Consider the following 22,141-nt stretch of genomic DNA (forward strand, 5'->3'; position numbering starts at 1 on the left):
GGGACACCCCAGCTGAGCGACTCAACCAGCTACTGTCCACGCAGGAGCCTGTTGCGACGACCGCTTGAATCCACCCCGCCCTAAACACTCACGACGACTGCGGTAGGTCCCACCAGTGCGGTTGCTCGGGGTCGGGAGTGTCGGGGAGCGGGAAGTAGAAGGGCACGCCGAGCCGGTCCGCGACCGCCTGACCCTTCTCCCGCGCTTCGTCCCGCACCGACCGGGTGCGGTCGAGGTGCGGCACGAACCGGCCGAGACAGGCCAGTTCGAAGTCCGGGTCCTTGACGACCGCGCACAGCTCGGTGTGCCACCCCCGGGAATCGCCGTCCCAGGTTATCTCGATGGCGAGCGGGGTCAGGCCCCGCGCCGAGACCTCGGCGAGCATGCCGTCCACGGTGTGCTCCGGCGGCGGTTTCAGCAGGCCGCGCTCGTGCAGGAGAGCGGTGCGGAAGCCCGCCAGCCCCTTGCCTTCGTTGATCCCCGGCACCGGGTAGAGGCCCGACTTCTCCCGCAGGGCGAGGATCGCGTGCACGAAGTGGCCGTCGGCGAGCAGGCCGTCGATCTCGGCGCGCAGCTCCTCGGACAGGGCCGCCCACAGCTCGTCGGGTTCTCTCACCTGCTCAGTCTGGCAGCACCCAGAACGGCGACACCGGTCCGACCCCCGCACCGAGCGGATAGGCCTCCGCCACGCAGCGTTCGATGAACTTCTTCCCCGCCGCCACCGCGTCCGGCACCGATACGCCCTTCGCCAGGCCCGAAGTGATCGCCGACGCCAGTGTGTCGCCGCCGCCGTGGGTGTTCTCCGTCGCATACCGGGGACCGCTCAGGGAGATGAACGAACTGCCGTCCGACAGCAGGTCCACGCACTCCGCCGAACCCGTCATGTGGCCGCCCTTGACGAGCACCCAGCGGGAACCGAACTCCAGCAACGCCTCCGCCGCCGCGCGCTGGGACGCCGTGTCCACAACGGACACTCCCGTCAGCAGGCGGACCTCGTCCAGGTTCGGGGTGATCAGGACCGCCCGCGGGAACAGCTCCGTGCGGATCGCCTCGAGTGCGTCCTCGCGCAGCAACGAATGCCCGGTCATCGACGCCGCCACCGGGTCGACCACCAGCGGGATCTCACCGCCGACCTCGTCGAGGGTTTTGGCCACCGCGCGGATGATCTCGGCCGTGGCCAGCATGCCCGTCTTCGCCGCGCCGACGCCCATGTCGGACGCCACCGCCTTGATCTGCGCGGCCACGACGTCCGCCGGGATCTCGGTGAAACCCTGCACGCCCAAAGAGTTCTGGACCGTGACCGCCGTCAGCGCGACCAGGCCATGGACGCCATGGGCGAAGAATGTGCGCAGGTCCGCCTGGATGCCCGCACCACCGCCGGAGTCCGATCCGGCGATGGTGAGGGCGGTGGGCGGTGTCACGGCTGCACCACGGGCAGGTAGACCTGGCCGCCGGACTCGGTGAACTCCGCCGACTTCGACGCCATCCCGGCCTCGATGGCCTCCACAGTGGACAGACCGTGCTCCTCGGCGTACTTGCGGACGTCCTGCGTGATCCGCATCGAGCAGAACTTCGGGCCGCACATCGAGCAGAAGTGGGCCGTCTTGGCCGGCTCGGCGGGCAGCGTCTCGTCGTGGAACGCGCGCGCGGTGTCCGGGTCGAGCGAGAGGTTGAACTGGTCGTTCCAGCGGAACTCGAACCGCGCCTTGGACAGCTCGTCGTCCCACTCCTGCGCGTACTGGTGCCCCTTGGCCAGGTCGGCGGCGTGCGCGGCGATCTTGTACGTGATCACGCCGGTCTTGACGTCGTCGCGGTTCGGCAGGCCCAGGTGCTCCTTCGGCGTGACGTAACACAGCATCGCCGTGCCGTACCAGCCGATCTGGGCCGCGCCGATGGCCGAGGTGATGTGGTCGTACGCCGGCGCGATGTCCGTCGCGAGTGGACCGAGAGTGTAGAACGGAGCTTCACCGCAGAGCTTTTCCTCCAGCTCGACGTTCTCCTTGATCTTGTGCATCGGCACGTGGCCGGGCCCCTCGATCATCACCTGGACGTCGTGCGAGCGCGCGAGGTGCGTCAGCTCGCCGAGGGTTTCCAGCTCGGCGAACTGGGCGCGGTCGTTGGCGTCGGCGATCGAGCCCGGACGCAGGCCGTCGCCCAGGGAGAACGTGACGTCGTACTGCCGCAGCAGCTCGCAGAGCTCCTCGAAGTGCGTGTACAAAAAGGACTCCTGGTGGTGCGCGAGGCACCAGGCGGCCATGATCGAGCCGCCGCGGCTGACGATCCCGGTGACGCGCCGCGCGGTCAGCGGGATGTAGCGCAGCAGCACGCCGGCGTGCACCGTGACGTAGTCCACACCCTGCTCGCACTGCTCGACGATCGTGTCGCGGTAGACCTCCCACGACAGCTTTTCCGGTTCGCCGTTGACCTTTTCGAGCGCCTGGTAGATCGGCACGGTGCCGACCGGGACCGGCGAGTTGCGGATGATCCACTCGCGCGTCTCGTGGATCCGCTTGCCGGTGGAGAGGTCCATGATCGTGTCGGCGCCCCAGCGGGTCGCCCACACCATCTTGTCGACCTCCTCCTCGACCGACGACCAGACGGCCGAGTTGCCCATGTTGGCGTTGATCTTCACCAGGAAGTTCTTGCCGATGATCATCGGCTCGGACTCGGGGTGGCGCCGGTTGACCGGGATCACCGCCCGGCCGCGCGCGACCTCGTCCCGCACGAACTCCGGCGAAACCCGTTCGCGGGCGGCGATGTACTCCATCTCCCGCGTGACCACGCCCTGTTTGGCCCAGCCGAGCTGGGTGTTGTGCTCACGCCCGTCGGCCCACCCGGCGCGCAGCCGGTGGAGTCCACTGTGGACGTCGATCGACACTTCCGGATCCGTGTAGGGGCCGGAAGTGTCGTAGACGTCGAAATGTTCGCCGTTCGAGAGGTCGATGCGGCGGGCCGGGACACGGAGCCCGGATTCGGTCTGGTGGTACACCTTGTGCGAGCCCGTGATCGGGCCGGTCGTGACATTGAGGGCAGCATTGTTTTCGAGCGTCGTCAACGACTTTCACTCCCTACGCCGGCATTACCCGGTCAGGTTCATGCGGTCGGTGACGCCGGGAGAACCCCAGTCACCCTCTCAGCCCGCCATGGCGCGAGCTCCCGCGTTGGTGTTGTGCCACCGACCATGCCACGCCGGGGCGCGATACTCAAGTCACCCGACCAACTCGGCCGGAGTGGCGTAGACGTCGACCATGGCTCCGTTGCGCAGCACGGTGATCGGCAGTGCGGTGCCGATCACTTCCGCGAACAGCTGCCGCTGGATGCCCTGCGCGTCCGAGACGCGGGTGCGCCCGACGGTCAGCACGAGGTCGCCGGCGCGTAGCCCGGCCAGCGCGGCGGGCCCGCCCGCGACGACTTCGCGCACCCGCAGCCCGGCGGTCTGGCCGGTGCGCTCGGCGATGTCGTCCGGCAGCGGCGCGGGCACGCCGACGACGCCGAGGTACGCCCGCCGCACCCGGCCTTCGACCACGAGCGTGTCGATGATCCGGCGAGTGGTCGTGTTGATCGGCACGGCGAGCCCGAGCCCGACGCCGGCGACCGCGGTGTTGATCCCGACGACCCGGCCGGTGGAGTCGGCGAGCGCGCCACCGGAGTTGCCCGGGTTGAGCGCGGCGTCGGTCTGGATGACGTCTTCGATCACGCGCCCGGCGCGGCCGTGGCGCACCGGGAGGGCCCGGCCGAGCGCGCTCACGACCCCGACGGTGACCGTGCCGGAGAAGCCGAGCGGGCTGCCGATGGCCACCACGAGCTGCCCGACGACGAGCTGGTCGGCGTCCCCGAGCTCGGCGGCCGACGGCGTCTCGCCGCGCGCCCGCAGCACGGCGAGATCGGACAGCGGATCGGCGCCGACGACGTCGAACGGCACTTCGCTGCCGTCGGCGAAGGTCGCGACACCACGCCGGTGGTCGTCGACGACGTGGGCGTTGGTGAGCAGGTGGCCGTCCTCGGCGAAGACGACGGCCGAGCCGCTGCCGCGCGCGAGCTGCACCCCGGCGACGTGCGGGGTGACGGTCCGGGCGACCGTGCTCACCGCGCGCGAGTACGCGTCCATCGCGTCTTCCATGGGCACCTCGATTACACCGTTGCAGGTACTACAAGTCTGCGCTCGAAACCGGCCGGAGGGAGTTCGCTGTCCGTGAACCGCCGACCGGACCAGTGACGGTCAGTGGTTCACCGGATCGGACCATGCGCCCGTGAAGGATCGGCGAGACACTTCCAGGCGCTTCTGTAACGGTGCAGAAGTGACTTTCTGTGGGGTTGATATGCGCAAACTCATGTTCGGCGCCCTCGCCGGGCTGCTGGTCACCGGGCTGGTCCCGGGGATCGCGGCGGCCCAGGGAGAGGCGCCCGGCGCCCCGGGCACCCATCCGAGCTGGCTGCCCGCGAACAAGACCGGCTTCGGCACCGCCCACAACCGGTCGAGCAACGTCTGGTTCACGCTCCAGGGCGGGCAGCTGTCCGAGGTCTACTACCCGGACCTGTCGACGCCGAGCGTCCGGTCGATGAACTTCGTCGTCACGGACGGCCGCAGCTTCGCCGACCTCGACTACGCGGAGAAGTCGCAGCAGGTCCGCCGGACCGACGACGACAGCCTGACCTACGAGCAGACCATCACCGACGACCAGCACCGCTGGCGGCTGCGCAAGACCTACGTCACCGACCCGGCCGCCACGACCGTGCTGGTGGACGTCGACTTCCAGTCGCTCACCGGGCGGCCGTACCAGCTCTACGCGGTCGCCGACCCGGACCTGACCAACGACGGCTCCGACGACTCGGCCGCGCGCAAGGGTGACGCCGTCACCGCGGCGGACGCCACGAACGCCGCCGCGCTCACCGCGAAACCCGCCTTCGTGCGGACCAGCGTCGGTTACGCGGGCAACTCCGACGGCACCGCGCAGCTCATGACGACGTTCAAGCTGAAGACCTACGACACCGCCGCGAAGGGCAACGTCGTGCTGACCGGGCAGACGAGCGCCGACGGCGTCCGGAACCGGCACGTCACCCTCGCGCTCGGCATGGGCGCGAAGGCGTCCGACGCGCTCGGCAGCGCGCAGGCGTCGCAGCGACGCGGCGTCCGCGACATCACGCGCGCCTACGACCGCGGCTGGGAGCAGTACCTGCGCGGAATCAGCAAACCGCCGTCGTCGCTGAAGACCGACAGCGAGCGTGACCTCTACAAGGCGTCGATGCTGACGCTCGCCGCGAGCGAGGACAAGCACCACCCGGGCGCGTTCATCGCGTCGCCGAGCATGCCGTGGCGCTTCGGCAACAACGACCCCGAGTGGTCGCCGTCCGGCACCTACCACCTGGTCTGGCCGCGGGACCTCTACCAGATCGCGACCGGGCTGGCCGCCGGCGGCGACACCGCGGCCGCGAACCGTGCGGTGACCTACATGTTCGGCACGCAGCAGCAGGCCGACGGGCACCTGCCGCAGAACAGCCGGGTGGACGGCGTGCCGTACTGGACGTCGGTCCAGCTCGACGAAACCGCTTTCCCGATCGTGCTGGCCCAGCAGCTCGGACGCGCCGACGTCTGGCCCGGCGTGCGCAAGGCGGCCGAGTTCCTGTTGTCCTACAAGGGACCCAACGGTCAGGCGTCGCCGTGGACCCAGCAGGAGCGCTGGGAGGAACAGGACGGGTGGTCGCCGTCGACGATCGCCTCCGTGATCGCCGGGCTCGTCTGCGCGGCGGACCTCGCCACGCACAACGGCGCTTCGGCGGACGCCGCCCGCTACCTCGCCGCGGCCGACCAGTTCAAGGCCGACCTGCCGAAGCAGACGATCACCACGAACGGGCCGCTGTCGAAGGACCCGTACTTCGTCCGGCTGACCAAGGACGGCAACGCGAACGCCGGGACGACGTACAACCTCGGCAACTCGAGCGTCACGATGGACCAGCGGGCGGTCACCGACGCCGGGTTCCTCGACCTGGTGCGGCTCGGCATCTACCGCGCCGACGACCCGGTGATCCGCAACAGCGTCCGCGTCACTGACAAGGAGATCGCGTTCACCACGCCGACCGGGCAGTTCTGGCACCGGTACACGAAGGACGGTTACGGCGAGCAGGCCGACGGCTCACCGTGGGACTACACGTTCCCGGCCGAGAGCCGCACGACGTTCGGCCGGCTCTGGCCGCTGCTGGCGGGGGAGCGCGGAGAGTACGAGCTGACGCTCGGCGACCCGGCGTCGGCCGCGCGGCGGCTGCGTGACCTCGGCCGGGTGAGCAGCTCGGCGGAGACCATGCCGGAACAGGTGTGGGACGAGAACCCGCCGTCCGGTCAGACCGGCTTCCCGGTGGGCACGCCGAACGCGTCGGCGACCCCGCTGGCTTGGACGCACGCGCAGTACGTCCGGCTGGCCTGGGACGTCAAGGCGGGCTCGACCCTGGAGACGCCGAAGGTGGTCCGCTGCCACTTCCTCGGCTGCTGAAGATGTCGTGAGTGGTAATTCGGGTTCTAACCCTAATTACCACTCACGACCGGCCGGGTCAGATGACGGCGCCGTCGTCTTCCGGGGTGCGCGGCGGCAGCCACGACAGGCCCGGGACGCCCCACTTGTTCGCCTTCAGCATCTTCTTCGCCGCGCGCGCGTGCCGGCCGACCAGGCGGTCCAGGTAGATGAACCCGTCCAGGTGGTCGGTCTCGTGCTGCAGGCAGCGGGCGAAGTAGCCGGTGCCCTCGACCTCGATCGGGTTGCCCTCGATGTCGGCGCCGGTCACCTTCGCCCACTTCGCGCGGCCCGTCGGGTACGACTCCCCGGGCGCCGAGAGGCAGCCCTCCCAGTCGTCGTCCGGGTCCGGCATGGTCTCCGGGATCTCCGAGGTCTCGAGCTTCGGGTTGACGACGACGCCCTTGTGCCGCACGCCCTCGTCGTCCGGGCAGTCGTAGACGAACACCCGCAGGTCGAGGCCGATCTGGTTGGCCGCGAGGCCGACGCCCTCGGCGGCGTACATCGTCTCGAACATGTCGTCGACGAGGGTGCTCAGCTTCTCGTCGAACTCGGTGATCTCCCGGGTCGGCTGGTGCAGCACGGGTTCGCCGGCGATCACGATGGGGTGGATGGTCACGACCACGCAGTTTAGTCGGACCCTTCTGGTAGACCTGCACCAGACCGTGACGCGCCGACGCGGATGCCCACGTCGGCGGCCGCTTCCGTGGTTGAATGGCGCCCGCGGAGGAGCTAGGTCTGATTCGCCATGACGCCCGATTGAGAGGGACTCGGATGGACGCCGCGGAGTCGATGGCTGAGCCGCAGCCGTCGCCGCCGAAGCCCGTGCCCGGCCTGACCGAACGCGAGGTCGAGATCCTCGCGTTCGAGCGTCAGTGGTGGCGACACGCCGGGGCGAAGGAGAACGCCATCCGCGAGCGCTTCGATCTGTCGGCAACGCGCTACTACCAGCTGCTCAACAAGCTGCTGGAGAAGCCGGAGGCGATCGAAGCCGACCCGATGCTGGTGAAGCGGCTGCGCAAGACGCGCGCCGCCCGGCAGCGCAAGCGTGGCGCCCGGCGACTGGGGATCGAGCTGAAATGAGCGTGTTTTCGGGGATGTCCCGGCCGATGAAGGCCGCGGGCGTCGTTCTGGTCGGTGTGGCGATCGTGGCCGCCGTGATCGGCGGGATCTCCGCGCTGAGCGGGGGTGACGGGTCGAACGAGGCCGGGCCGAGCGGCACGGCCACGCAGCCGGGCACGTCCGGCGGGACGTCGGCGCCGCCGACTTCACCGTCGACGCCGCCGTCGACGACCCCCAGTCCGACGTCGCCCACTCCGCCGTCGCCGACCACCCCGCCCCCGGGGCAGCCGACGTCCGGCCGGCCGGGTCAGCCCGGGCAGCCGGGTGGCGACCAGCAGGCGGGCAACAAGTGGGTGACCGTCCGGGTGTTCAACAACTCGACGATCAAGGGCCTGGCGGACCGCGCGGCGGACGACTTCCGTGGCGGCGGCTGGACGGTCAACGAGGTCGGCAACTACTCGCAGGGCACCATCCCGACGACCACGGCGTTCTACCGGCCGGGCACCGACGAGGAAGCGGCGGCGAAGCAGCTCGCGCAGGAGTTCGGGATCAAGGCCGAGCCGCGGTTCCCCGGGATAGAGAGCGCGACGCCGGGCTTGATCATCATCGTGACGAAGGAATACCAGTCCGGCCACAAGGGCAGCTGACGATCTTCCCCCGAAGGGGCGTCACCCGCGGGTGACGCCCCTTTTTCACTCTCCGGCCTGGGTTTTCGCGTACGCCTCGAGGGTCGCGAGCTGGGCCGGGTCGAGGCTCGGCCGGACCGCCTTCCTCGCCGCGTCCAGGTGCGCCGCCGTGACTTCGCGGGCCTCCAGGGACTCGCGCATCGCCGTCAGGGCCGCTTCGCGGATCAGGGCCGCGCAGTCGGCGGCCGAATAACCGTCCAGAGTGGACGCGATCTCCGCCAGGTCCACATCGGAGGCCAGCGGCGTGTTCTTCGAGCTGGCCACCAGGATTGCGGCGCGGGCCTCGGCGTCCGGCGGCGGGACGTAGACGCGCCGCTCGAGCCGTCCCGGCCGCAGCAGCGCCGGGTCGACGAGCTCCGGCCGGTTCGTCGCGCCCAGCACGACGACCTCGCGCATCGGCTCGACGCCGTCGAGCTCGGTCAACAGCGCCGCGACCACGCGGTCGGCGACGCCGGAGTCCGACGACTGGCCGCGGCGCGGGGCGAGCGCGTCGATCTCGTCCAGGAAGATCAGCGCGGGCGCGGCCTCGGCGGCGCGGCGGAACAGCTCCCGCACCGCGCGCTCGGACTCGCCGACCCACTTGTCCATCAGCTCGGCGCCCTTGACCGCGAAGACGTTCAGCGCGCCGGTGCCGGCCAGCGCCCGCACCAGGAACGTCTTGCCGCCGCCGGGCGGCCCGTAGAGCAGCACGCCGCGCGGCGGTTCGACACCGAGCCGCGCGAACGAGTCCGGGTACCGCAGCGGCCACAGCACCGTCTCGGTGAGCGACTGCTTGACGTCGACCATGTTGCCGACGTCGTCCAGGGTCAGCCCGCCGGTCGCCAGGTTGTCCGAAGTGGACAGCGACACCGGGCGGACGGTCGCCAGCGCGTCCAGCAGGTCCTGCTGGGAGATCCGCGGCTCGGCCGTCTCACGCTGGCGCAGCGCGGCCCGCAGCGCCGCGTCCCGCCGCAGCGCGATCAGGTCCGCCGCGACGAACCCCGGCGTCTTCTCGGCGAGGACACCGCAGTCGATGCCCGAGTCGAGCGGGACGTCGCGCAGCAGCACGTTCAGCAGCTCACGGCGGATCTTCGCGTCCGGCAGCGCCAGGCCGAGCTCGCGGTCAAGCAGGTCGGCGGCGCGCAGCCGCGGGTCGGCGGACTCCGCGCGGGCCGTCGTCGCGACGACGGCGAACCGCTCGCGCCGCAGGGCCGTCCGCAGCTCCTCCAGCACGACGGTGGCCACCGGCGGCGGGGTGGCCGCGGGCAGCAGCGCGTCGACGTCGGTGAGCAGCAGCACCGCGGGCTCCTCGGCCGCGCGGATGGCTTCGCGCAGGCGCGCGACGGCGACGTTCGGGTCGAGCACGGCGAGGTTCGGCGCGGCCACCGGGACCACGCGGATGTCGGCGTCACTCGCGACCGAGCGGACCAGCGTCGCCTTGCCGACCCCTTCGGGCCCGGACAGCAGGACGCCGAGGTGGGCGGGCGCGCCCAGCCGCGCGAGCAGCTCGGGCCGGTGGAAGGCCAGGTCGAACCACTCGGCGAGCTTGCGCGCGGCGGCTTCGGCGCCGATCAGGTCGGCCAGCGGCACGGCCGGCTCGGCGGTCTCTTGGACGGTGATTTCGTCCTCGACGATCTCCGCGTCGATCCACTCCTCGGCCGCGGTGACGGCGGAGGTGCGGACGAGCGCGGTCGCCGTGCGGGGCGTGGCGGGCTCGGGGGCGGGGCGCGCGCCGTCCCGCCAGACGACCACAGTGGACGGCCCGACGGCGACCGCGCCGGCCGGCTCGGTCGCGGTGACGGTGAGCAGCTCGTTGGTCCAGGTCGCGCCGATCGCGCGAGAGAGCTGGCCGCGCAGGCCGGCCGCGTCGGACCCCGGTGACGGCGCGAGGTCCTGCGGCAGCAGCGAAACGGCGTCACCGACGGTCAGGACCTTGCCGATCAGGGCGAGCCGCAGCATGTGCGGGCTGACCGAGACGCTGGCCAGCCGCGACCCCGCGACGGTCACCGTCTTCGCCGCCGCGACCTCGGCCGGCGCGACCACGACCTCGGCGCCTTCGGTGACGCCGAGGTTCGACATGGTGACGTCGTCGGTGAGCAGCACCCCCGGCACGTCGGCCTCGTCGGTGGGCGCGGCGAGGGCGGCGCTGACGCGGGCGCCGGTGAGGTGGACGGCGTCCCAGGCCCGCAGGCCCAGCGCGTCGAGGACTTCGGGGTGCAGCCGGACGACGCCGCGGCGCGTGTCCAGCGCGGACGGCGTGTGCCGGACGGTCAGCGTGATCTGCGGGTGGCTCACGCCGTTCACCCTAGCGATCCGGCGGCCGCGCAGGAGGTGATGGACGGGCGGAACCCGTGTCGACCCTCCGATCACGCGTGATGCCCCGCCAATCACGCGTGATGCCTCCTGGATCACGCGTGATGCCCCGCGGATCACGGGGGGACGCTGTGTCGGCCCGGTCGGTTCGCGTGATCGGGGACCGATCTCGCGTGATTGGGGACGTAACTCGCGTGATTGGGCGCGTGACTCGCGTGATCAGCGGGCGATCTCGCGTGATTGGGCGGGCATCTCGCGTGATTGAAGGGGCATCACGCGTGATTGGGGGGTCGACACGTGTGTCTGGGGGGTCGACACGGTTACTTGCGGCGGAGGCCGATCTGGCGCCAGGAGCGGCGGCGCTGGCCGTTGCCGTTTTCCGAGGTGCCGCGGGGGGTGCGGACCGGTTCGCCGGTGCGCGGCAGGCGGACCGCGCGCATCGCCGCGCCCGCGACCCGGCGGCGCAGCGGCGGGCGCAGGCCCAGGCGGCGCGGGGAGCGGGCCCGGCGGATCGCGCGGCGCTCGCGCGGCGGGACCGTCCAGGCCTCCGGGTGCGCGGCCAGCCAGCGGTGCCGGTAGACCGAGTACGGGATGTGCGCCAGGTACAGCACCATCGCCACGAGCAGCGCGACCAGCGGGAACTGGATGATCGCCGCGGCCAGCAGCGCGACGCCGAGCAGCAGGGGCGCGATCGCCTTCGCCGGGGCCTTGACCGTCTTCAGCGAGAGCGTCGGGATGCGGCTGATCAGCAGGGCCGCGATGGCGATCGTCCACGCCCACACGACGTACTGCGAAGACCACCAGCCGTCGCCCCACTGCAGGTACGCCACGAGCGGCAGCATCCCGAGCAGACCGCCCGCGGGCGCCGGGACGCCGACGAAGAACTCGCTCGCGTACGGCGGCTGCTCGGTGTCGTCCAGCAGCGTGTTGAAGCGCGCCAGCCGCAGGATCATGCAGACGGCGAAGATCAGCGACGCCACCCAGCCGATCCGGTCGGCGCCCGTTTGCCACACGTAGATGACGAGCGCCGGCGCGACGCCGAAGGAGATGCCGTCGGACAGGGAGTCCAGCTCCGCGCCCATCTTCGACGTCGCGTCGAGGAGCCGGGCGATCCGGCCGTCGAGGCTGTCGAGCACCGCCGCGATGCCGATCGACGCGATCGCCATCGAGAAGTTCTTCGTCAGCGCGAACTGCACGGCCGACAGGCCCGCGCACAACGCGAGGACGGTGATGGCGTTCGGCAGCAGCCGGACGCCGGGGGTGGTCACGCGGACCATCGATCAGCCCTTCGCAGGCGAGTCAGGGAGTTCCGCGATCACGGTCTCGCCGCCGACCGTGCGCTGGCCCTTGGCGACCAGCACGCGGGAACCCGGCGGGAGGTAGAGGTCGACCCGGGAGCCGAAGCGGATGATGCCGTAGGTCGCGGCCGCGCCGACCTTGTCACCCTCGCGGATCTCGCAGAGGATGCGGCGCGCGACCAGCCCGGCGATCTGCACGACGACGAGCTCGTGGCCGTCTTCGGTGCGCAGCAGCACGGAGTTGCGTTCGTTGTCCTCGCTGGCCTTGTCCAGGTCGGCGGAGAGGAACTTGCCCGGCCGGTAGGCGACACGCTCGATCACGCCGTTCGCCGGCACGCGCTGGACGTGCACGTCGAACACCGAGAGGAACACCGACACGCGCATCCGCGGCTCGGCGGGCAGGCCGAGCTCGGCGGGCGGGACGGCTTCCTCGATCAGCGACACGAGCCCATCGGCCGACGCGAGCGCGACGCCGTCACGCGGCGGCGGGACCCGTTTCGGCTCGCGGAAGAACGCGGCCATCGCGACGGTCGTGAGCGCGCCGAGGACGCCCAAGCGCTTGGAGAACCGGCGGGCCAGCAGCGTCGCCGCGACCCCGCCCGCCACGAACGGGCGACCGGCGGGGTGCATCGGCGGCAGCGTTTCGCGGGCGAGCTGGAGGGCGTGCGCGACTGGGTTGCCGGCGGGCTCCGGCCGGGTGCCGCTCATGGTCGGGTCCCCTGGTTTCGTGTCGGAAGATCGGGTCGGCGCCGGGTCCGGCCGCCGCGTACGGGCGCCACCACGCTACCGCTGCCCCAGGTGAACGTGTCCGCGCGCCCCTGGGTGGCTCCTCCGCGAGGGTGTCCCCACAGCGGGTGGGAACGACCACATCCCGGTAACACAAAGTCGAATTCACCGACAACTCTCAGTAGTTGACCCCGTTCGGGGCGCTGCCGCCGGGCCTGGGGAGGGCAACGATGACCGACCACCGCGATGCCGCCGAAGCTCGCCTCGAGGAGCTGTTCGGCGCGTGGCGGACGGAGATCGACGAAGTGCCGATCCCGTCCTTGGTGGATCCGGTGCGCGCCGTCGACGTGGTCATCGAAGCGAAGAACGGAGGCCGGGTGCATGCGCCCCCCGACGGCGCAGGCACCCGGCCACCGGGTGGTGCGCGTGACGACGAATTTTAACGGCTGGGACGCCGTTGATCAGCGTTCATCCGGCAAAAGTTACAAACGGTCGCTCGGGCGACGGCCGAGACCGGTGACGAGCCGCAGGATCGCCAGCAGCACGACCGCCCCGAGGATGGCCACGCCGAAGCTCGGGAAGTCGAATTCGAACGCCTTCGACTGCCCGGTCGCGAGCCGGTAGAGCAGCCCGCCGAGCGCCGCGCCGACCACCCCGACCAGCACGCTGACCAGGCAACCCTGGCGGCGGCGGTCCCGGCCGCCGACCACGAGGTTCGCGGCCCAGCCGACGATCGCCCCGAAGATCACCCATGCGACGAAACCCATGGCGCGAGCTTACGCGAGCAGGTGCACAAGAGTCATTGCGCAAGAACTCTTGTACAACTACTCTTGTGCGTCATGAGCGACGACATCCGGGAGATCCACGACTCGAAGGTGCTGGCGGCCATGTCGCACCAGCTGCGCCGCCGGCTCCTCGAGCTGCTCCACCTCGACGGCCCCGCCACGGCCTCGATGCTGGCCGAGAAGACCGGGCAGGCGGTGGGCAACGTCAGCCACCACATGAAGGTGCTGGCCGCCGCGAAGCTCGTCGAGGTCGCCCCGGAACTGGCGCGTGACCAGCGAGAACGCTGGTGGAAGCGGAGCGCGAAGACCCTCCGGTGGGCCGCCGGCGACTTCCCCGGCGACCCGGTCGCCGAAGCCGCCGAGGTGCTCGTGCTCGACCACCAGACCGCGATCGCCCGCGACTGGATCGCCCACCGGGAGAGCTATCCCGAGGAGTGGCGCGGCGCCCCGTTCAGCATCGACACGTGGGTGCGGCTGTCCAAGGCCGAGCTCGACGAGCTCAACGAGCGGATCTTCCTGCTGATCAGCGAGTTCGAAGACCGCACCAAGCCCGGTGACGGCGTCGAGCGCCGTCCCGTCTTCTTCGCCGCGCGGGCCTCGCTGGGCAAGCCGTGAAGGGGCTCTGGGGGAACAGGGACTTCCGGCTGCTCTGGACCGGCGAGACCACGAGCATGCTCGGCAGCATGGTCGCGAGCACGGCGTTGCCGCTGGTCGCGGTGCTCACCCTGCGGGCGAGCACGTTCCAGGTCGGCGTGCTGACCGCCGTCGCGTGGCTGCCGTGGCTGGTCGTCGGGCTGCCCGCCGGCGCCTGGGTCGACCGGCTGCCGAAGCGGCCGGTGATGCTGGTCTGCAACACGGTGTCGATGGCGGTGTTCGGCAGCGTCCCGCTCGCGGCCGCGTTCGGCGTGCTGACCATGCCGTACCTGCTGGTCGCGGCTCTGCTCGGCGGGATCGCCAAGGTCTTCTTCACCCTCGCCTACCGCGCTTACCTGCCGGTTCTGGCCCAGCCGGACGAGCTCTTGGAGGCCAACGCCAAGCTGCAGGGCAGCGAGTCCGCGACGCAGGTCGCCGGGCCGGGTCTGGCCGGGCTGCTGGCGCAGGCGTTCGGCCCGGTCAGCGGGGTCCTCGCGGACGCCGTCAGCTTCGGCGTTTCCGTGCTGTGCGTCCGGGCGATCCGGGTGCGCGAAGTCGTCGTCCCGGTGGCGCGGACGCCGTTGCGCAGCCAGATCGCGGAGGGGCTGCGGTTCGTGCTGACCGACCGCTACCTGCGGACGCTGATGACCTTCGGCGCGGTCTCGAACCTCGCCCTCACCGGGTACCAGGCCATCCAGATCGTGTTCCTTTCCCGGACGCTCGGCGCCGCACCCGGCCTGGTCGGCCTGGTCCTGGCGGTGGCCGCCTCCGGCGGGGTGCTCGGCGCGGTTCTGGCCGGGCGGCTCGGCGCGCGCTTCGGCACCACACGCGCGTTCCTGCTGTGCGAGGTCTTCGCGGCGCCGATGCTGCTGCTCGGCCCGCTGAGCGGCCCCGGCCGGGGCCTGGTGCTGTTCGTGGTCGCGGAGTTCGGCGTCTGTGCCGGTGTGGTCGCCTCCAACGTGCTGACCACGACGTTCCGGCAGCAGTACTGCCCGCCTGAGCTGTTCAGCCGGATCAACTCCAGCGCCTCGCTCGTCAACTACGGCACGATCCCGCTGGCCGGGGTGCTCGGCGGCGTGCTGGGCGAGGCGATCGGCGTCCGCGAGACGCTCTGGGTGATGTCCGGCGTGCTGGTCGTCGCGCTCGGAATGCTCGTGCCGCTGGTGAAGGAGCGCGACTTCCCGGTCAGAGCAGCAGCACGTCCACTTCCTCGCCAACCGCTGCCGACGTGACGTCCTCCGGCAGCACGATCAGGCAGTTGGCCTGGGTGAACGCGGCCAGCAGGTGCGAGCCCGGCCCGCCGCGCGGCCCGACGATCCCGGTCACTTCGCCGTCGGAGGAGGTGAACACACCCCGGCGGAACTGGCGGCGCCCGGCGGGCGAGGACATCGCTTCGGTCAGCCGGGCCCGCACCCGCCGTCGTGAGACGTCGGTGTGGCCGAGCGCCGTCAGGATCGCCGGGCGCAGGAACGCCTCGAACGACACCAGCACACTGACCGGGTTGCCGGGCAGCGTCACCACCGGCACGCCGTGCCAGCGGCCGTTGCCCTGCGGGCCGCCCGGCTGCATCGCGACCTTCGCGAACTCGACGCCCTGCCCGGTGAGCGCGTCCTTCACCACTTCGTACGCGCCCGCGCTGACGCCGCCGGAGGTGACCAGCAGGTCGACGTCGGGCAGCCTCGGCTCGATGACCTTGCGGAACTCCTCGACGTCGTCGACCACACTGCGGACGACGTCGACCTCGCAGCCGAGGCCGCGGATCGCCGCCGCGAGCATCACGCTGTTGGACTCGTAGATCTGGCCGTGGCGCAGCGGAGCCGGCGCGTCGATCAGCTCGGTGCCGGTCGAGGCGACGAGCACCCGCAGCGGCCGGTGCACCCGCACCTCGGCGAGCCCGACCGCGGCCGCCAGGCCCAGCTGGGAGTGACCGAGCACGGTGCCGGCGTGCAGCGCGACAGTGTCTTTGAGGACGTCTTCGCCCGACCGCCGGATGTGCGCGCCTTCGCCCGCCACGGCGGAGATCGTGACGGTCTCGGTGCCGCCGTCGGTGTCTTCGACCATCACGACGGCGTCCGCGCCGGGCGGCAGCGGCGCGCCGGTCATGATCCGGTGCACGGTGCCCGGCTTCAGCGGCTGGACGTCGACGCGGCCCGCCGGGATGTCGTCCGCCACCGGCAAGGTCATCGGCGCTTCGGCGACGTCCGCCGCGCGGACCGCGTACCCGTCCATCGCGGAGTTGTCGAAGGGCGGCAGGGACACCCCGGCCCGGACGTCCTCGGCCAGCACCAGACCGGCGGCTTCGGCGAGGGGCAGGGCGGTCGCGGGGGAGCTGCCCAGGAGCGCGGCAACGCGGTCGCGGTAGTCGTCGACGGAGATCACCGGACCATCCTCCACCCCCGTGCGGGGCATGCAAGACTCTGCGTCGTTCGAGAGCGCGCCGAAGGGGAGCAGCATGCAGGTCGGAGTCCGTCAACAGCCCTCGTTCGCCGTCGCCCGGCTGATGCTGGCGCCCGGCGAGCCGTGCCAGGTCGAGTCCGGCGCGATGATGGCGACCAGCTACGGCGTCCAGGTGCAGTCGCAGGCCCAGGGCGGGATCATGAAGGGCCTCGGGCGCGCGTTCCTCTCCGGCGAGTCCTTCTTCATCTCCACCTTCACCGCGCCGCAGAACGGCGGCTGGGTCGACGTCGCCGCCAACCTCCCCGGCGACATCCAGGTGATCCCCCTCGACGGCCGCACCGGCTGGGCGGTCACCCGCGGTTGCTGGCTCGCGTCGTCGCACGGCGTGCAGACCGAGACCAAGTGGGGCGGGATGAAGAACCTGGTGGGCGGCGAAGGCGGCTTCCTGACCCACGCCACCGGCCAGGGCCAGCTGCTCGTCAGCTGTTACGGCGCCGTCGAGACGATCACCCTGCAGCAGGGCGAGATGGTCACCGTCGACACCGGGCACGTCGTCGCGTACGCCGACACCGTGCAGTACCAGATCCGGAAGGTCGCGACGGGCGTCATCCAGTCCATGAAGAGCGGCGAAGGCCTCGTGTTCGACTTCGTCGGTCCCGGCCAGGTCATGACGCAGACGCGCAACCCGTCCGCGCTGATCAGCTGGATCGTCTCCCACGTCCCGTCCCGCTGATGCGCGTCCAGACCCGGCACACCCCCGGCTTCGGCGTCGCCCGCGTCCTCCTCGACCCGGGCGAGGCGGTGCAGGCCGCGCCCGAGACGTTGCTCGCCAGCCGGTTCGGCGTCACCGAGACGGCGCCAGGCCGCGGCGGGGCTCGCGCGGGCAAGACGACGTTCGCCGTCTACACGGCACCGTCCGACGGCGGCTGGATCGACTTCGCGCCGCTGCGCCCCGGCGACGTCTACCCGCTGGAGCTCGGCGGCGGGACCGGCTGGGCGGTCCACCGCGACGCCGTGCTGGTGCGGCCCGCGTCCGTCCGGCACGACCCCGGCTGGGCCCCGTTGCAGCAGCTCTTCGGCGCGGACTCGGGATTCCTGGAGCACTACAGCGGAACCGGCCCGCTGGTGCTGGCCGCGCCCGGCCCGGTCGACGCCTTCGAGCTCGGCAAGGGCGAGCTGGTCACCGTGCGGCCGGACTACTTGCTGGCCTACCCGGACACCGTGCAGTGCCGGCTGCGGGCGCTCGACCCGGGCGGCGCGCAGTCGCTGCGCACCGGGGAAGGGCTCGCCGTCGACTTCGCGGGTCCCGGGACGGTGCTCGTGCAAGCGCGGAACCGGCGCCTTTCTTCAACGTGATCTTCAGACGAATTGCCCATTGCCGAGGGGAATAATTCCGGTAGCGTGATTGACACTTCCGCCGCTGGCGTCCGCTCGGGCCAGCGGATCCTTTGTGCTGAGGGAGGGCGCCGTGGCTGTCGGCACCGTCAAATGGTTCAACTCGGAAAAGGGCTACGGGTTCATCGAATCCACCGAGGGGCCGGACGTGTTCGTCCACTATTCGGCCATTCAGGCCGACGGATTCCGCACTTTGGACGAAGGCGACCGCGTCGAGTTCGAAGTCCAGTCCGGCCGGGACGGACGGAGCCAGGCAGCCGACGTGCGGAAGGTGTCGTAACGACACGGATCACCCGATTGGCGAACCCCCGGCAGCCGCCGAACCTGGGACGTTAGGCTGCCGGGCGTGACAGGCGATGTGTCGGGGGACCTCACCGGTCGCCGGCTGGGCAACTACCGCATCGACGGAGTGCTCGGCAAGGGCGGCATGAGCGTGACCTACAAGGCCACGGACGTGCGTCTGGGCCGGAAGGTGGCGCTGAAGGTCATCGGCGACCACCTCGGTGCGGACGCCGAGTTCCGCGAGCGCTTCGTCGACGAGGCCCGCAACACCTCCGCGATCGACCACGCCAACGTCGTGCCGCTGTACGACTTCGGCGAGCTCGACGGGATGCTCTACATCGCCATGCGCATGGTCGACGGCGGTGATCTCGCCGGGCTGATCTCGGGCGGCCCGATCGCGCCGGCGCGCGCCCTGACCATGCTCGACCAGGTCGCGGACGCCCTCGACACGCTGCACAACCGTGGTCTGGTCCACCTGGACGTCAAGCCGGCCAACGTGCTCGTGACGAAGAAGGAGACCTCGCGCGAACACGTGTACGTCGCCGACTTCGGGCTGACGCGCCGCGGCGCGACCGGTCACCGCACGCGCGGCGGCGACTTCCTCGGCTCGCCGACGTACGCGGCGCCCGAGCACCTGCGCGGCGAGCCGCTGGACGGGCGCACCGACCAGTACGCGCTCACGTGCGTCCTCTACGCGTGCCTCACCGGCAGCCCGCCCTTCAAGGGTGACGTGCCGACGGTGATCAAGGGCCACCTCAACGGCGACCCGCCGGCGATCTCCCGGGCGGTCGCGCTGCCGCCGGCGATCGACGAGGTCGTCCGCAAGGGCATGGCGAAGAACCCCGCCGACCGTTATCCCAGCTGCGTCGAGATGGTCGCGGCCGCGCGCCGCGCGCTCGGCGCCCTCGCCGCCTCGGACACCCCACCGGGTCCCCCGGGGACGAATTCGGGCGGAATTCCCGCGCCGCCACGGCCTGGTCAGGTACAACAAGGACCGCACCAGGCCACGGCACCGCAGGGAGAGGGGGCCCCCGTGCACCCGTACGGAGGACAGCAGCAGCCCGGTTACGGGCAGCAGCCCGGGCCGCAGGGCCCCGGCGGTCCCGGTGGCCCCAGTGGGCCGCCGCAGGGCCCGCCGCCCGGCTACGGCTACCCCCAGCAAGGCATGCCGCAGGGCATGCCGCCGCAGGGTATGCCGCCCCAAGGACCGCCCCCGGGGTACGGCTACCCGCAGCAGCCGGGCATGCCCCCGCAGGGCCCGCCGCCCGGCTACGGCCAGGACCCGATGCGGTTGCGGCCCCCGATGCCCGCGGGCGGCGCGGGCGCGTTCCACCAGCCGAAGAGCGGCGGTGGCAAGAAGTGGATCTTCATCGCCCTCGGCCTGCTCGTGCTGGCCGGCCTGATCGTCGGCGCGATCTTCCTGTTCTCCGACAGCGGCAGCGGCGGGAGTGACGGCACTACGACGGCGCCGAACATCCCGGTCGGCCCCGGCGACTCGCAGAGCAACCCGACGTCTTCGCTCAAGGCGCCGCCGACGTCGATCTCCATCAAGCCGAGCTCCTGAGTCCGGGCCGCGCTGAGCAGGTCTTCTTGCACTCTCCACCCGAGAGTGCTAGACACGGTGTTGGCACTCGACGCCGTCGAGTGCCAAAGGTCGGGACGGTGAGGCTGACCCCCACTCGGGTCCAGTCGTCCGTCGCGGGCACCGAGCCTGGCCGAGGAAGAGTCCTGCCGCCGCCGCTGTAGACACGTGGCGGTGGCGCCCAATACCGGAGGACCACACCGCAATGGCCAAACTGATCGCGTTCGACGAGGACGCCCGCCGCGGTCTTGAGCGCGGCTTGAACACCCTCGCCGAAGCCGTCAAGGTGACCCTCGGCCCGCGGGGCCGGAACGTCGTGCTCGAGAAGAAGTGGGGCGCGCCGACCATCACCAACGACGGTGTCTCCATCGCCAAGGAGATCGAGCTCGAGGACCCGTGGGAGAAGATCGGGGCGGAGCTCGTCAAGGAGGTCGCCAAGAAGACCGACGACGTCGCGGGTGACGGCACCACCACCGCCACCGTGCTCGCCCAGGCCCTCGTCCGCGAGGGGCTGCGCAACGTCGCCGCCGGCGCCGACCCCATCTCCCTGAAGCGTGGCATCGAGGCGGCCGTCGAGGCCGTCACCGAGCAGCTGCACAAGGCCGCCGTCCAGATCGAGACCAAGGAGCAGATCGCTGCTACCGCCTCGATCTCGGCCGCTGACCGCACGATCGGCGAGCTGATCGCCGAGGCGCTGGACAAGGTCGGCAAGGAAGGCGTCGTCACCGTCGAGGAGAGCAACACCTTCGGCCTCGAGCTCGAGCTCACCGAGGGCATGCGCTTCGACAAGGGCTACATCTCCGGTTACTTCGTGACCGACCCGGAGCGTCAGGAAGCCGAGCTGGAGGACCCCTACATCCTCCTCTTCGGCTCCAAGATCTCCACCGTCAAGGACGTCCTGCCGCTGCTGGAGAAGGTCATCCAGTCCGGCAAGCCGCTGCTGATCATCGCCGAGGACGTCGAGGGCGAGGCCCTGGCCACCCTCATCGTCAACAAGATGCGCGGCACCTTCAAGTCCGTCGCCGTCAAGGCCCCGGGCTTCGGTGACCGCCGCAAGGCGATCCTGCAGGACATCGCGATCCTGACCGGTGGCCAGGTCATCTCCGAGGACGTCGGCCTCAAGCTGGAGAACGCGGACCTGTCCCTGCTGGGCAAGGCCCGCAAGGCCGTCATCACCAAGGACGAGACGACCATCGTCGAGGGTGCGGGCGACGCCGACCAGATCCAGGGTCGCGTCAACCAGATCCGCGCCGAGATCGACAACTCGGACTCGGACTACGACCGCGAGAAGCTCCAGGAGCGTCTGGCGAAGCTGGCCGGCGGCGTGGCCGTCATCAAGGCCGGCGCCGCGACCGAGGTCGAGCTCAAGGAGCGCAAGCACCGCATCGAGGACGCGGTGCGCAACGCCAAGGCCGCCGTCGAAGAGGGCATCGTCGCCGGTGGTGGCGTCGCTCTCATCCAGGCTGCCGAGGCTGCCTTCGCGGGCCTGAAGCTCGAGGGCGACGAGGCCACTGGCGCCAACATCGTCAAGGTGGCCGTCGAGGCCCCGCTCAAGCAGATCGCGATCAACGCCGGCCTCGAAGGCGGCGTCGTGGTGGAGAAGGTCAAGGGCCTGCCGCAGGGTCACGGCCTCAACGCCGCCACGGGTGTCTACGAGGACCTGCTCGCCGCCGGCGTGCCGGACCCGACGAAGGTCACCCGCTCCGCGCTGCAGAACGCCGCTTCCATCGCGGCGCTGTTCCTGACCACCGAGGCCGTCGTGGCGGACAAGCCGGAGAAGGCTTCGGCCGCTCCCGCCGACCCGTCCGGTGGCATGGGTGGCATGGACTTCTGATCCACGCAGGGAAAGCCCGGTCCGCTTCGGCGGGCCGGGCTTTTTTTATGGTTTGGTGAAGAACCAGACGGCGAAGGCGCCGGCGATGACAACGCCGAGGGCGAGCACCCCGAGGCCCCCGAGCCAGGCGGTGCTCGCTTCTTCCGCTTCCAGCGCGACGACGATCGCGCCGATCCCGGTGAGCAGGACCCAGATCGCCAGCGCGGCGGCGGTGTAGAGCACGGTTCTGGTGACGCTCGGGCTGCCGGTGTCGTTGAAGGCGAGCGCCGTGAACGCGGCCAAGGCGGTCAGCCCCAGCCCGGCGACCAGGTAGAGCCCACCCAAGATCCCGACGACGATCTTCGCCGCCGTCCTGCTCCCTTGATCCACGAGCGCGAACCCTAACCCCTTGTCTGTGGTTCGCGGAGGGCATTTCGGCCGGTCAGCGCAGCCGGCTACGCCGAACGGCCCGGACGTCCCCTGGCGTCCGGGCCGTTCTCCGTGCTTCGCCGCTCCCGGTCCCGACCCGGTTGTGCGGCCTTGCCCGCGCCCCCGCGCGGGTGTCTTCGGTGTATCCCCGTCCCGTCGTCCGGCGGGCCGCCGACTCGCACACCGAGGGCGAGCGCCCGGTGGTCAACCGGCCGCCGGTGCCGCCCGACCAGGTCCGCGGGGTGCTCGACTACCTGT

General features: G+C 71.1%; 22 protein-coding genes and 1 riboswitch. Of the genes, 11 read left to right on the forward strand and 11 right to left on the reverse strand.

All coding sequences use genetic code 11. The features are described from left to right. Positions 1–88: 88 nt before the first annotated feature. The 4 genes from ACZ63E_RS45670 to ACZ63E_RS45685 form a co-directional block, all read right to left on the reverse strand. Positions 89–616 carry a hypothetical protein gene (locus tag ACZ63E_RS45670; protein WP_465342564.1) on the reverse strand — a complete coding sequence of 176 codons (528 nt, stop codon included), beginning with the start codon at positions 614–616 and terminating at the stop codon, positions 89–91. Between the two features lie 4 nt (positions 617–620). Next, positions 621–1,421 carry a bifunctional hydroxymethylpyrimidine kinase/phosphomethylpyrimidine kinase gene (gene thiD, locus ACZ63E_RS45675; RefSeq protein WP_465342565.1) on the reverse strand — a complete coding sequence of 267 codons (801 nt, stop codon included), beginning with the start codon at positions 1,419–1,421 and terminating at the stop codon, positions 621–623. After that, positions 1,418–3,055, reverse strand: coding sequence for a phosphomethylpyrimidine synthase ThiC (thiC, locus tag ACZ63E_RS45680; RefSeq protein ID WP_465342566.1), 1,638 nt, complete (start codon positions 3,053–3,055; stop codon positions 1,418–1,420). The genes thiD and thiC overlap by 4 nt, the downstream gene beginning before the upstream one ends. Beyond that, a riboswitch (TPP riboswitch) is annotated at positions 3,049–3,170 on the reverse strand. (Overlaps the previous gene by 7 nt.) A 38-nt stretch (positions 3,171–3,208) precedes the next feature. Beyond that, entirely contained in the window at positions 3,209–4,120 is a 912-nt protein-coding gene (locus ACZ63E_RS45685; protein WP_465342567.1) for a S1C family serine protease, read from the reverse strand. Positions 4,121–4,319: 199 nt separating this feature from the next. On the opposite strand from ACZ63E_RS45685, the gene ACZ63E_RS45690 reads away from it, so the two are divergent. Further along, the gene (locus ACZ63E_RS45690; RefSeq protein WP_465342568.1) at positions 4,320–6,485 is read left to right on the forward strand and encodes a glycoside hydrolase family 15 protein; all 2,166 of its coding nucleotides are present in this window, start codon (positions 4,320–4,322) and stop codon (positions 6,483–6,485) included. A gap of 58 nt (positions 6,486–6,543) precedes the next feature. On the opposite strand, the gene ACZ63E_RS45695 is transcribed toward ACZ63E_RS45690, so the two are convergent. Next, positions 6,544–7,122, reverse strand: coding sequence for a peptide deformylase (locus ACZ63E_RS45695; protein WP_465342569.1), 579 nt, complete (start codon positions 7,120–7,122; stop codon positions 6,544–6,546). A 155-nt stretch (positions 7,123–7,277) separates the two neighbouring features. Between ACZ63E_RS45695 and ACZ63E_RS45700 the strand changes: the two genes are divergently transcribed. Together ACZ63E_RS45700 and ACZ63E_RS45705 are read left to right on the forward strand one after the other, a co-directional pair. Next, positions 7,278–7,586, forward strand: coding sequence for a DUF3263 domain-containing protein (locus ACZ63E_RS45700; RefSeq protein ID WP_003101701.1), 309 nt, complete (start codon positions 7,278–7,280; stop codon positions 7,584–7,586). Next, entirely contained in the window at positions 7,583–8,212 is a 630-nt protein-coding gene (locus ACZ63E_RS45705) for a LytR C-terminal domain-containing protein (protein WP_465342570.1), read from the forward strand. The genes ACZ63E_RS45700 and ACZ63E_RS45705 overlap by 4 nt, the downstream gene beginning before the upstream one ends. 45 nt (positions 8,213–8,257) lie before the next feature. Here ACZ63E_RS45705 and ACZ63E_RS45710 read toward each other — a convergent pair whose 3' ends face one another. The 3 genes from ACZ63E_RS45710 to ACZ63E_RS45720 form a co-directional block, all read right to left on the reverse strand. Continuing rightward, entirely contained in the window at positions 8,258–10,525 is a 2,268-nt protein-coding gene (locus ACZ63E_RS45710; protein ID WP_465342571.1) for an AAA family ATPase, read from the reverse strand. A gap of 338 nt (positions 10,526–10,863) precedes the next feature. After that, on the reverse strand, positions 10,864–11,820 hold the full coding sequence (gene pssA / locus ACZ63E_RS45715; RefSeq protein ID WP_465342572.1) for a CDP-diacylglycerol--serine O-phosphatidyltransferase: 957 nt from the start codon (positions 11,818–11,820) through the stop codon (positions 10,864–10,866). 3 nt (positions 11,821–11,823) lie between these two features. Then, positions 11,824–12,549, reverse strand: coding sequence for a phosphatidylserine decarboxylase (locus ACZ63E_RS45720; RefSeq protein WP_465342573.1), 726 nt, complete (start codon positions 12,547–12,549; stop codon positions 11,824–11,826). Positions 12,550–12,797: 248 nt separating this feature from the next. Between ACZ63E_RS45720 and ACZ63E_RS45725 the strand changes: the two genes are divergently transcribed. After that, on the forward strand, positions 12,798–13,010 hold the full coding sequence (locus ACZ63E_RS45725) for a hypothetical protein (RefSeq protein WP_465342574.1): 213 nt from the start codon (positions 12,798–12,800) through the stop codon (positions 13,008–13,010). 39 nt (positions 13,011–13,049) lie between these two features. Here ACZ63E_RS45725 and ACZ63E_RS45730 read toward each other — a convergent pair whose 3' ends face one another. Further along, complete coding sequence (locus ACZ63E_RS45730; protein WP_465301762.1) at positions 13,050–13,334, reverse strand: GlsB/YeaQ/YmgE family stress response membrane protein; 285 nt, start codon at positions 13,332–13,334, stop codon at positions 13,050–13,052. Positions 13,335–13,406: 72 nt separating this feature from the next. Between ACZ63E_RS45730 and ACZ63E_RS45735 the strand changes: the two genes are divergently transcribed. Both ACZ63E_RS45735 and ACZ63E_RS45740 read left to right on the forward strand, forming a co-directional pair. Then, positions 13,407–13,967, forward strand: coding sequence for a helix-turn-helix domain-containing protein (locus ACZ63E_RS45735; RefSeq protein WP_465342575.1), 561 nt, complete (start codon positions 13,407–13,409; stop codon positions 13,965–13,967). Continuing rightward, on the forward strand, positions 13,964–15,217 hold the full coding sequence (locus ACZ63E_RS45740; protein WP_465342576.1) for an MFS transporter: 1,254 nt from the start codon (positions 13,964–13,966) through the stop codon (positions 15,215–15,217). The genes ACZ63E_RS45735 and ACZ63E_RS45740 overlap by 4 nt, the downstream gene beginning before the upstream one ends. On the opposite strand, the gene moeA is transcribed toward ACZ63E_RS45740, so the two are convergent. Then, the gene (gene moeA, locus ACZ63E_RS45745; protein ID WP_465342577.1) at positions 15,171–16,364 is read right to left on the reverse strand and encodes a molybdopterin molybdotransferase MoeA; all 1,194 of its coding nucleotides are present in this window, start codon (positions 16,362–16,364) and stop codon (positions 15,171–15,173) included. The two genes, ACZ63E_RS45740 and moeA, sit on opposite strands and share 47 nt — an antisense overlap. Positions 16,365–16,437: 73 nt before the next feature. Between moeA and ACZ63E_RS45750 the strand changes: the two genes are divergently transcribed. The 5 genes from ACZ63E_RS45750 to groL all read left to right on the forward strand — a co-directional run bounded on the left by ACZ63E_RS45750 (position 16,438) and on the right by groL (position 21,475). After that, entirely contained in the window at positions 16,438–17,115 is a 678-nt protein-coding gene (locus ACZ63E_RS45750) for a TIGR00266 family protein (protein ID WP_465342578.1), read from the forward strand. Next, complete coding sequence (locus tag ACZ63E_RS45755) at positions 17,115–17,738, forward strand: AIM24 family protein (RefSeq protein WP_465342580.1); 624 nt, start codon at positions 17,115–17,117, stop codon at positions 17,736–17,738. Before ACZ63E_RS45750 ends, ACZ63E_RS45755 begins: the two co-directional genes overlap by 1 nt. Before the next feature lie 112 nt (positions 17,739–17,850). Further along, positions 17,851–18,057, forward strand: a complete 207-nt coding sequence (locus ACZ63E_RS45760) for a cold-shock protein (protein WP_005164266.1) — start codon at positions 17,851–17,853, stop codon at positions 18,055–18,057. 66 nt (positions 18,058–18,123) lie between these two features. Further along, positions 18,124–19,623, forward strand: a complete 1,500-nt coding sequence (locus ACZ63E_RS45765) for a serine/threonine-protein kinase (RefSeq protein WP_465342581.1) — start codon at positions 18,124–18,126, stop codon at positions 19,621–19,623. Positions 19,624–19,846: 223 nt separating this feature from the next. Beyond that, the gene (gene groL, locus ACZ63E_RS45770) at positions 19,847–21,475 is read left to right on the forward strand and encodes a chaperonin GroEL (protein WP_003085442.1); all 1,629 of its coding nucleotides are present in this window, start codon (positions 19,847–19,849) and stop codon (positions 21,473–21,475) included. A gap of 45 nt (positions 21,476–21,520) precedes the next feature. Here the strand turns inward: groL and ACZ63E_RS45775 are convergent, their stop codons facing one another. Then, on the reverse strand, positions 21,521–21,844 hold the full coding sequence (locus tag ACZ63E_RS45775; RefSeq protein WP_465342583.1) for a hypothetical protein: 324 nt from the start codon (positions 21,842–21,844) through the stop codon (positions 21,521–21,523). Positions 21,845–22,141 lie beyond the last annotated feature (297 nt).

The organism is Amycolatopsis sp. NPDC104819 (assembly GCF_055583145.1).

Bases quoted from the DNA above. Each gene is read 5' to 3' on its own strand.
- pssA (WP_465342572.1), bottom strand. From the start codon at position 11,820: ATGGTCCGCGTGACCACCCCCGGCGTCCGGCTGCTGCCGAACGCCATC.
- ACZ63E_RS45735 (WP_465342575.1), top strand. From the start codon at position 13,407: ATGAGCGACGACATCCGGGAGATCCACGACTCGAAGGTGCTGGCGGCC.
- ACZ63E_RS45720 (WP_465342573.1), bottom strand. From the start codon at position 12,549: ATGAGCGGCACCCGGCCGGAGCCCGCCGGCAACCCAGTCGCGCACGCC.
- ACZ63E_RS45685 (WP_465342567.1), bottom strand. From the start codon at position 4,120: ATGGAAGACGCGATGGACGCGTACTCGCGCGCGGTGAGCACGGTCGCC.
- ACZ63E_RS45700 (WP_003101701.1), top strand. From the start codon at position 7,278: ATGGACGCCGCGGAGTCGATGGCTGAGCCGCAGCCGTCGCCGCCGAAG.
- ACZ63E_RS45730 (WP_465301762.1), bottom strand. From the start codon at position 13,334: ATGGGTTTCGTCGCATGGGTGATCTTCGGGGCGATCGTCGGCTGGGCC.
- ACZ63E_RS45725 (WP_465342574.1), top strand. From the start codon at position 12,798: ATGACCGACCACCGCGATGCCGCCGAAGCTCGCCTCGAGGAGCTGTTC.
- ACZ63E_RS45705 (WP_465342570.1), top strand. From the start codon at position 7,583: ATGAGCGTGTTTTCGGGGATGTCCCGGCCGATGAAGGCCGCGGGCGTC.
- ACZ63E_RS45750 (WP_465342578.1), top strand. From the start codon at position 16,438: ATGCAGGTCGGAGTCCGTCAACAGCCCTCGTTCGCCGTCGCCCGGCTG.
- ACZ63E_RS45690 (WP_465342568.1), top strand. From the start codon at position 4,320: ATGCGCAAACTCATGTTCGGCGCCCTCGCCGGGCTGCTGGTCACCGGG.
- groL (WP_003085442.1), top strand. From the start codon at position 19,847: ATGGCCAAACTGATCGCGTTCGACGAGGACGCCCGCCGCGGTCTTGAG.
- ACZ63E_RS45755 (WP_465342580.1), top strand. From the start codon at position 17,115: ATGCGCGTCCAGACCCGGCACACCCCCGGCTTCGGCGTCGCCCGCGTC.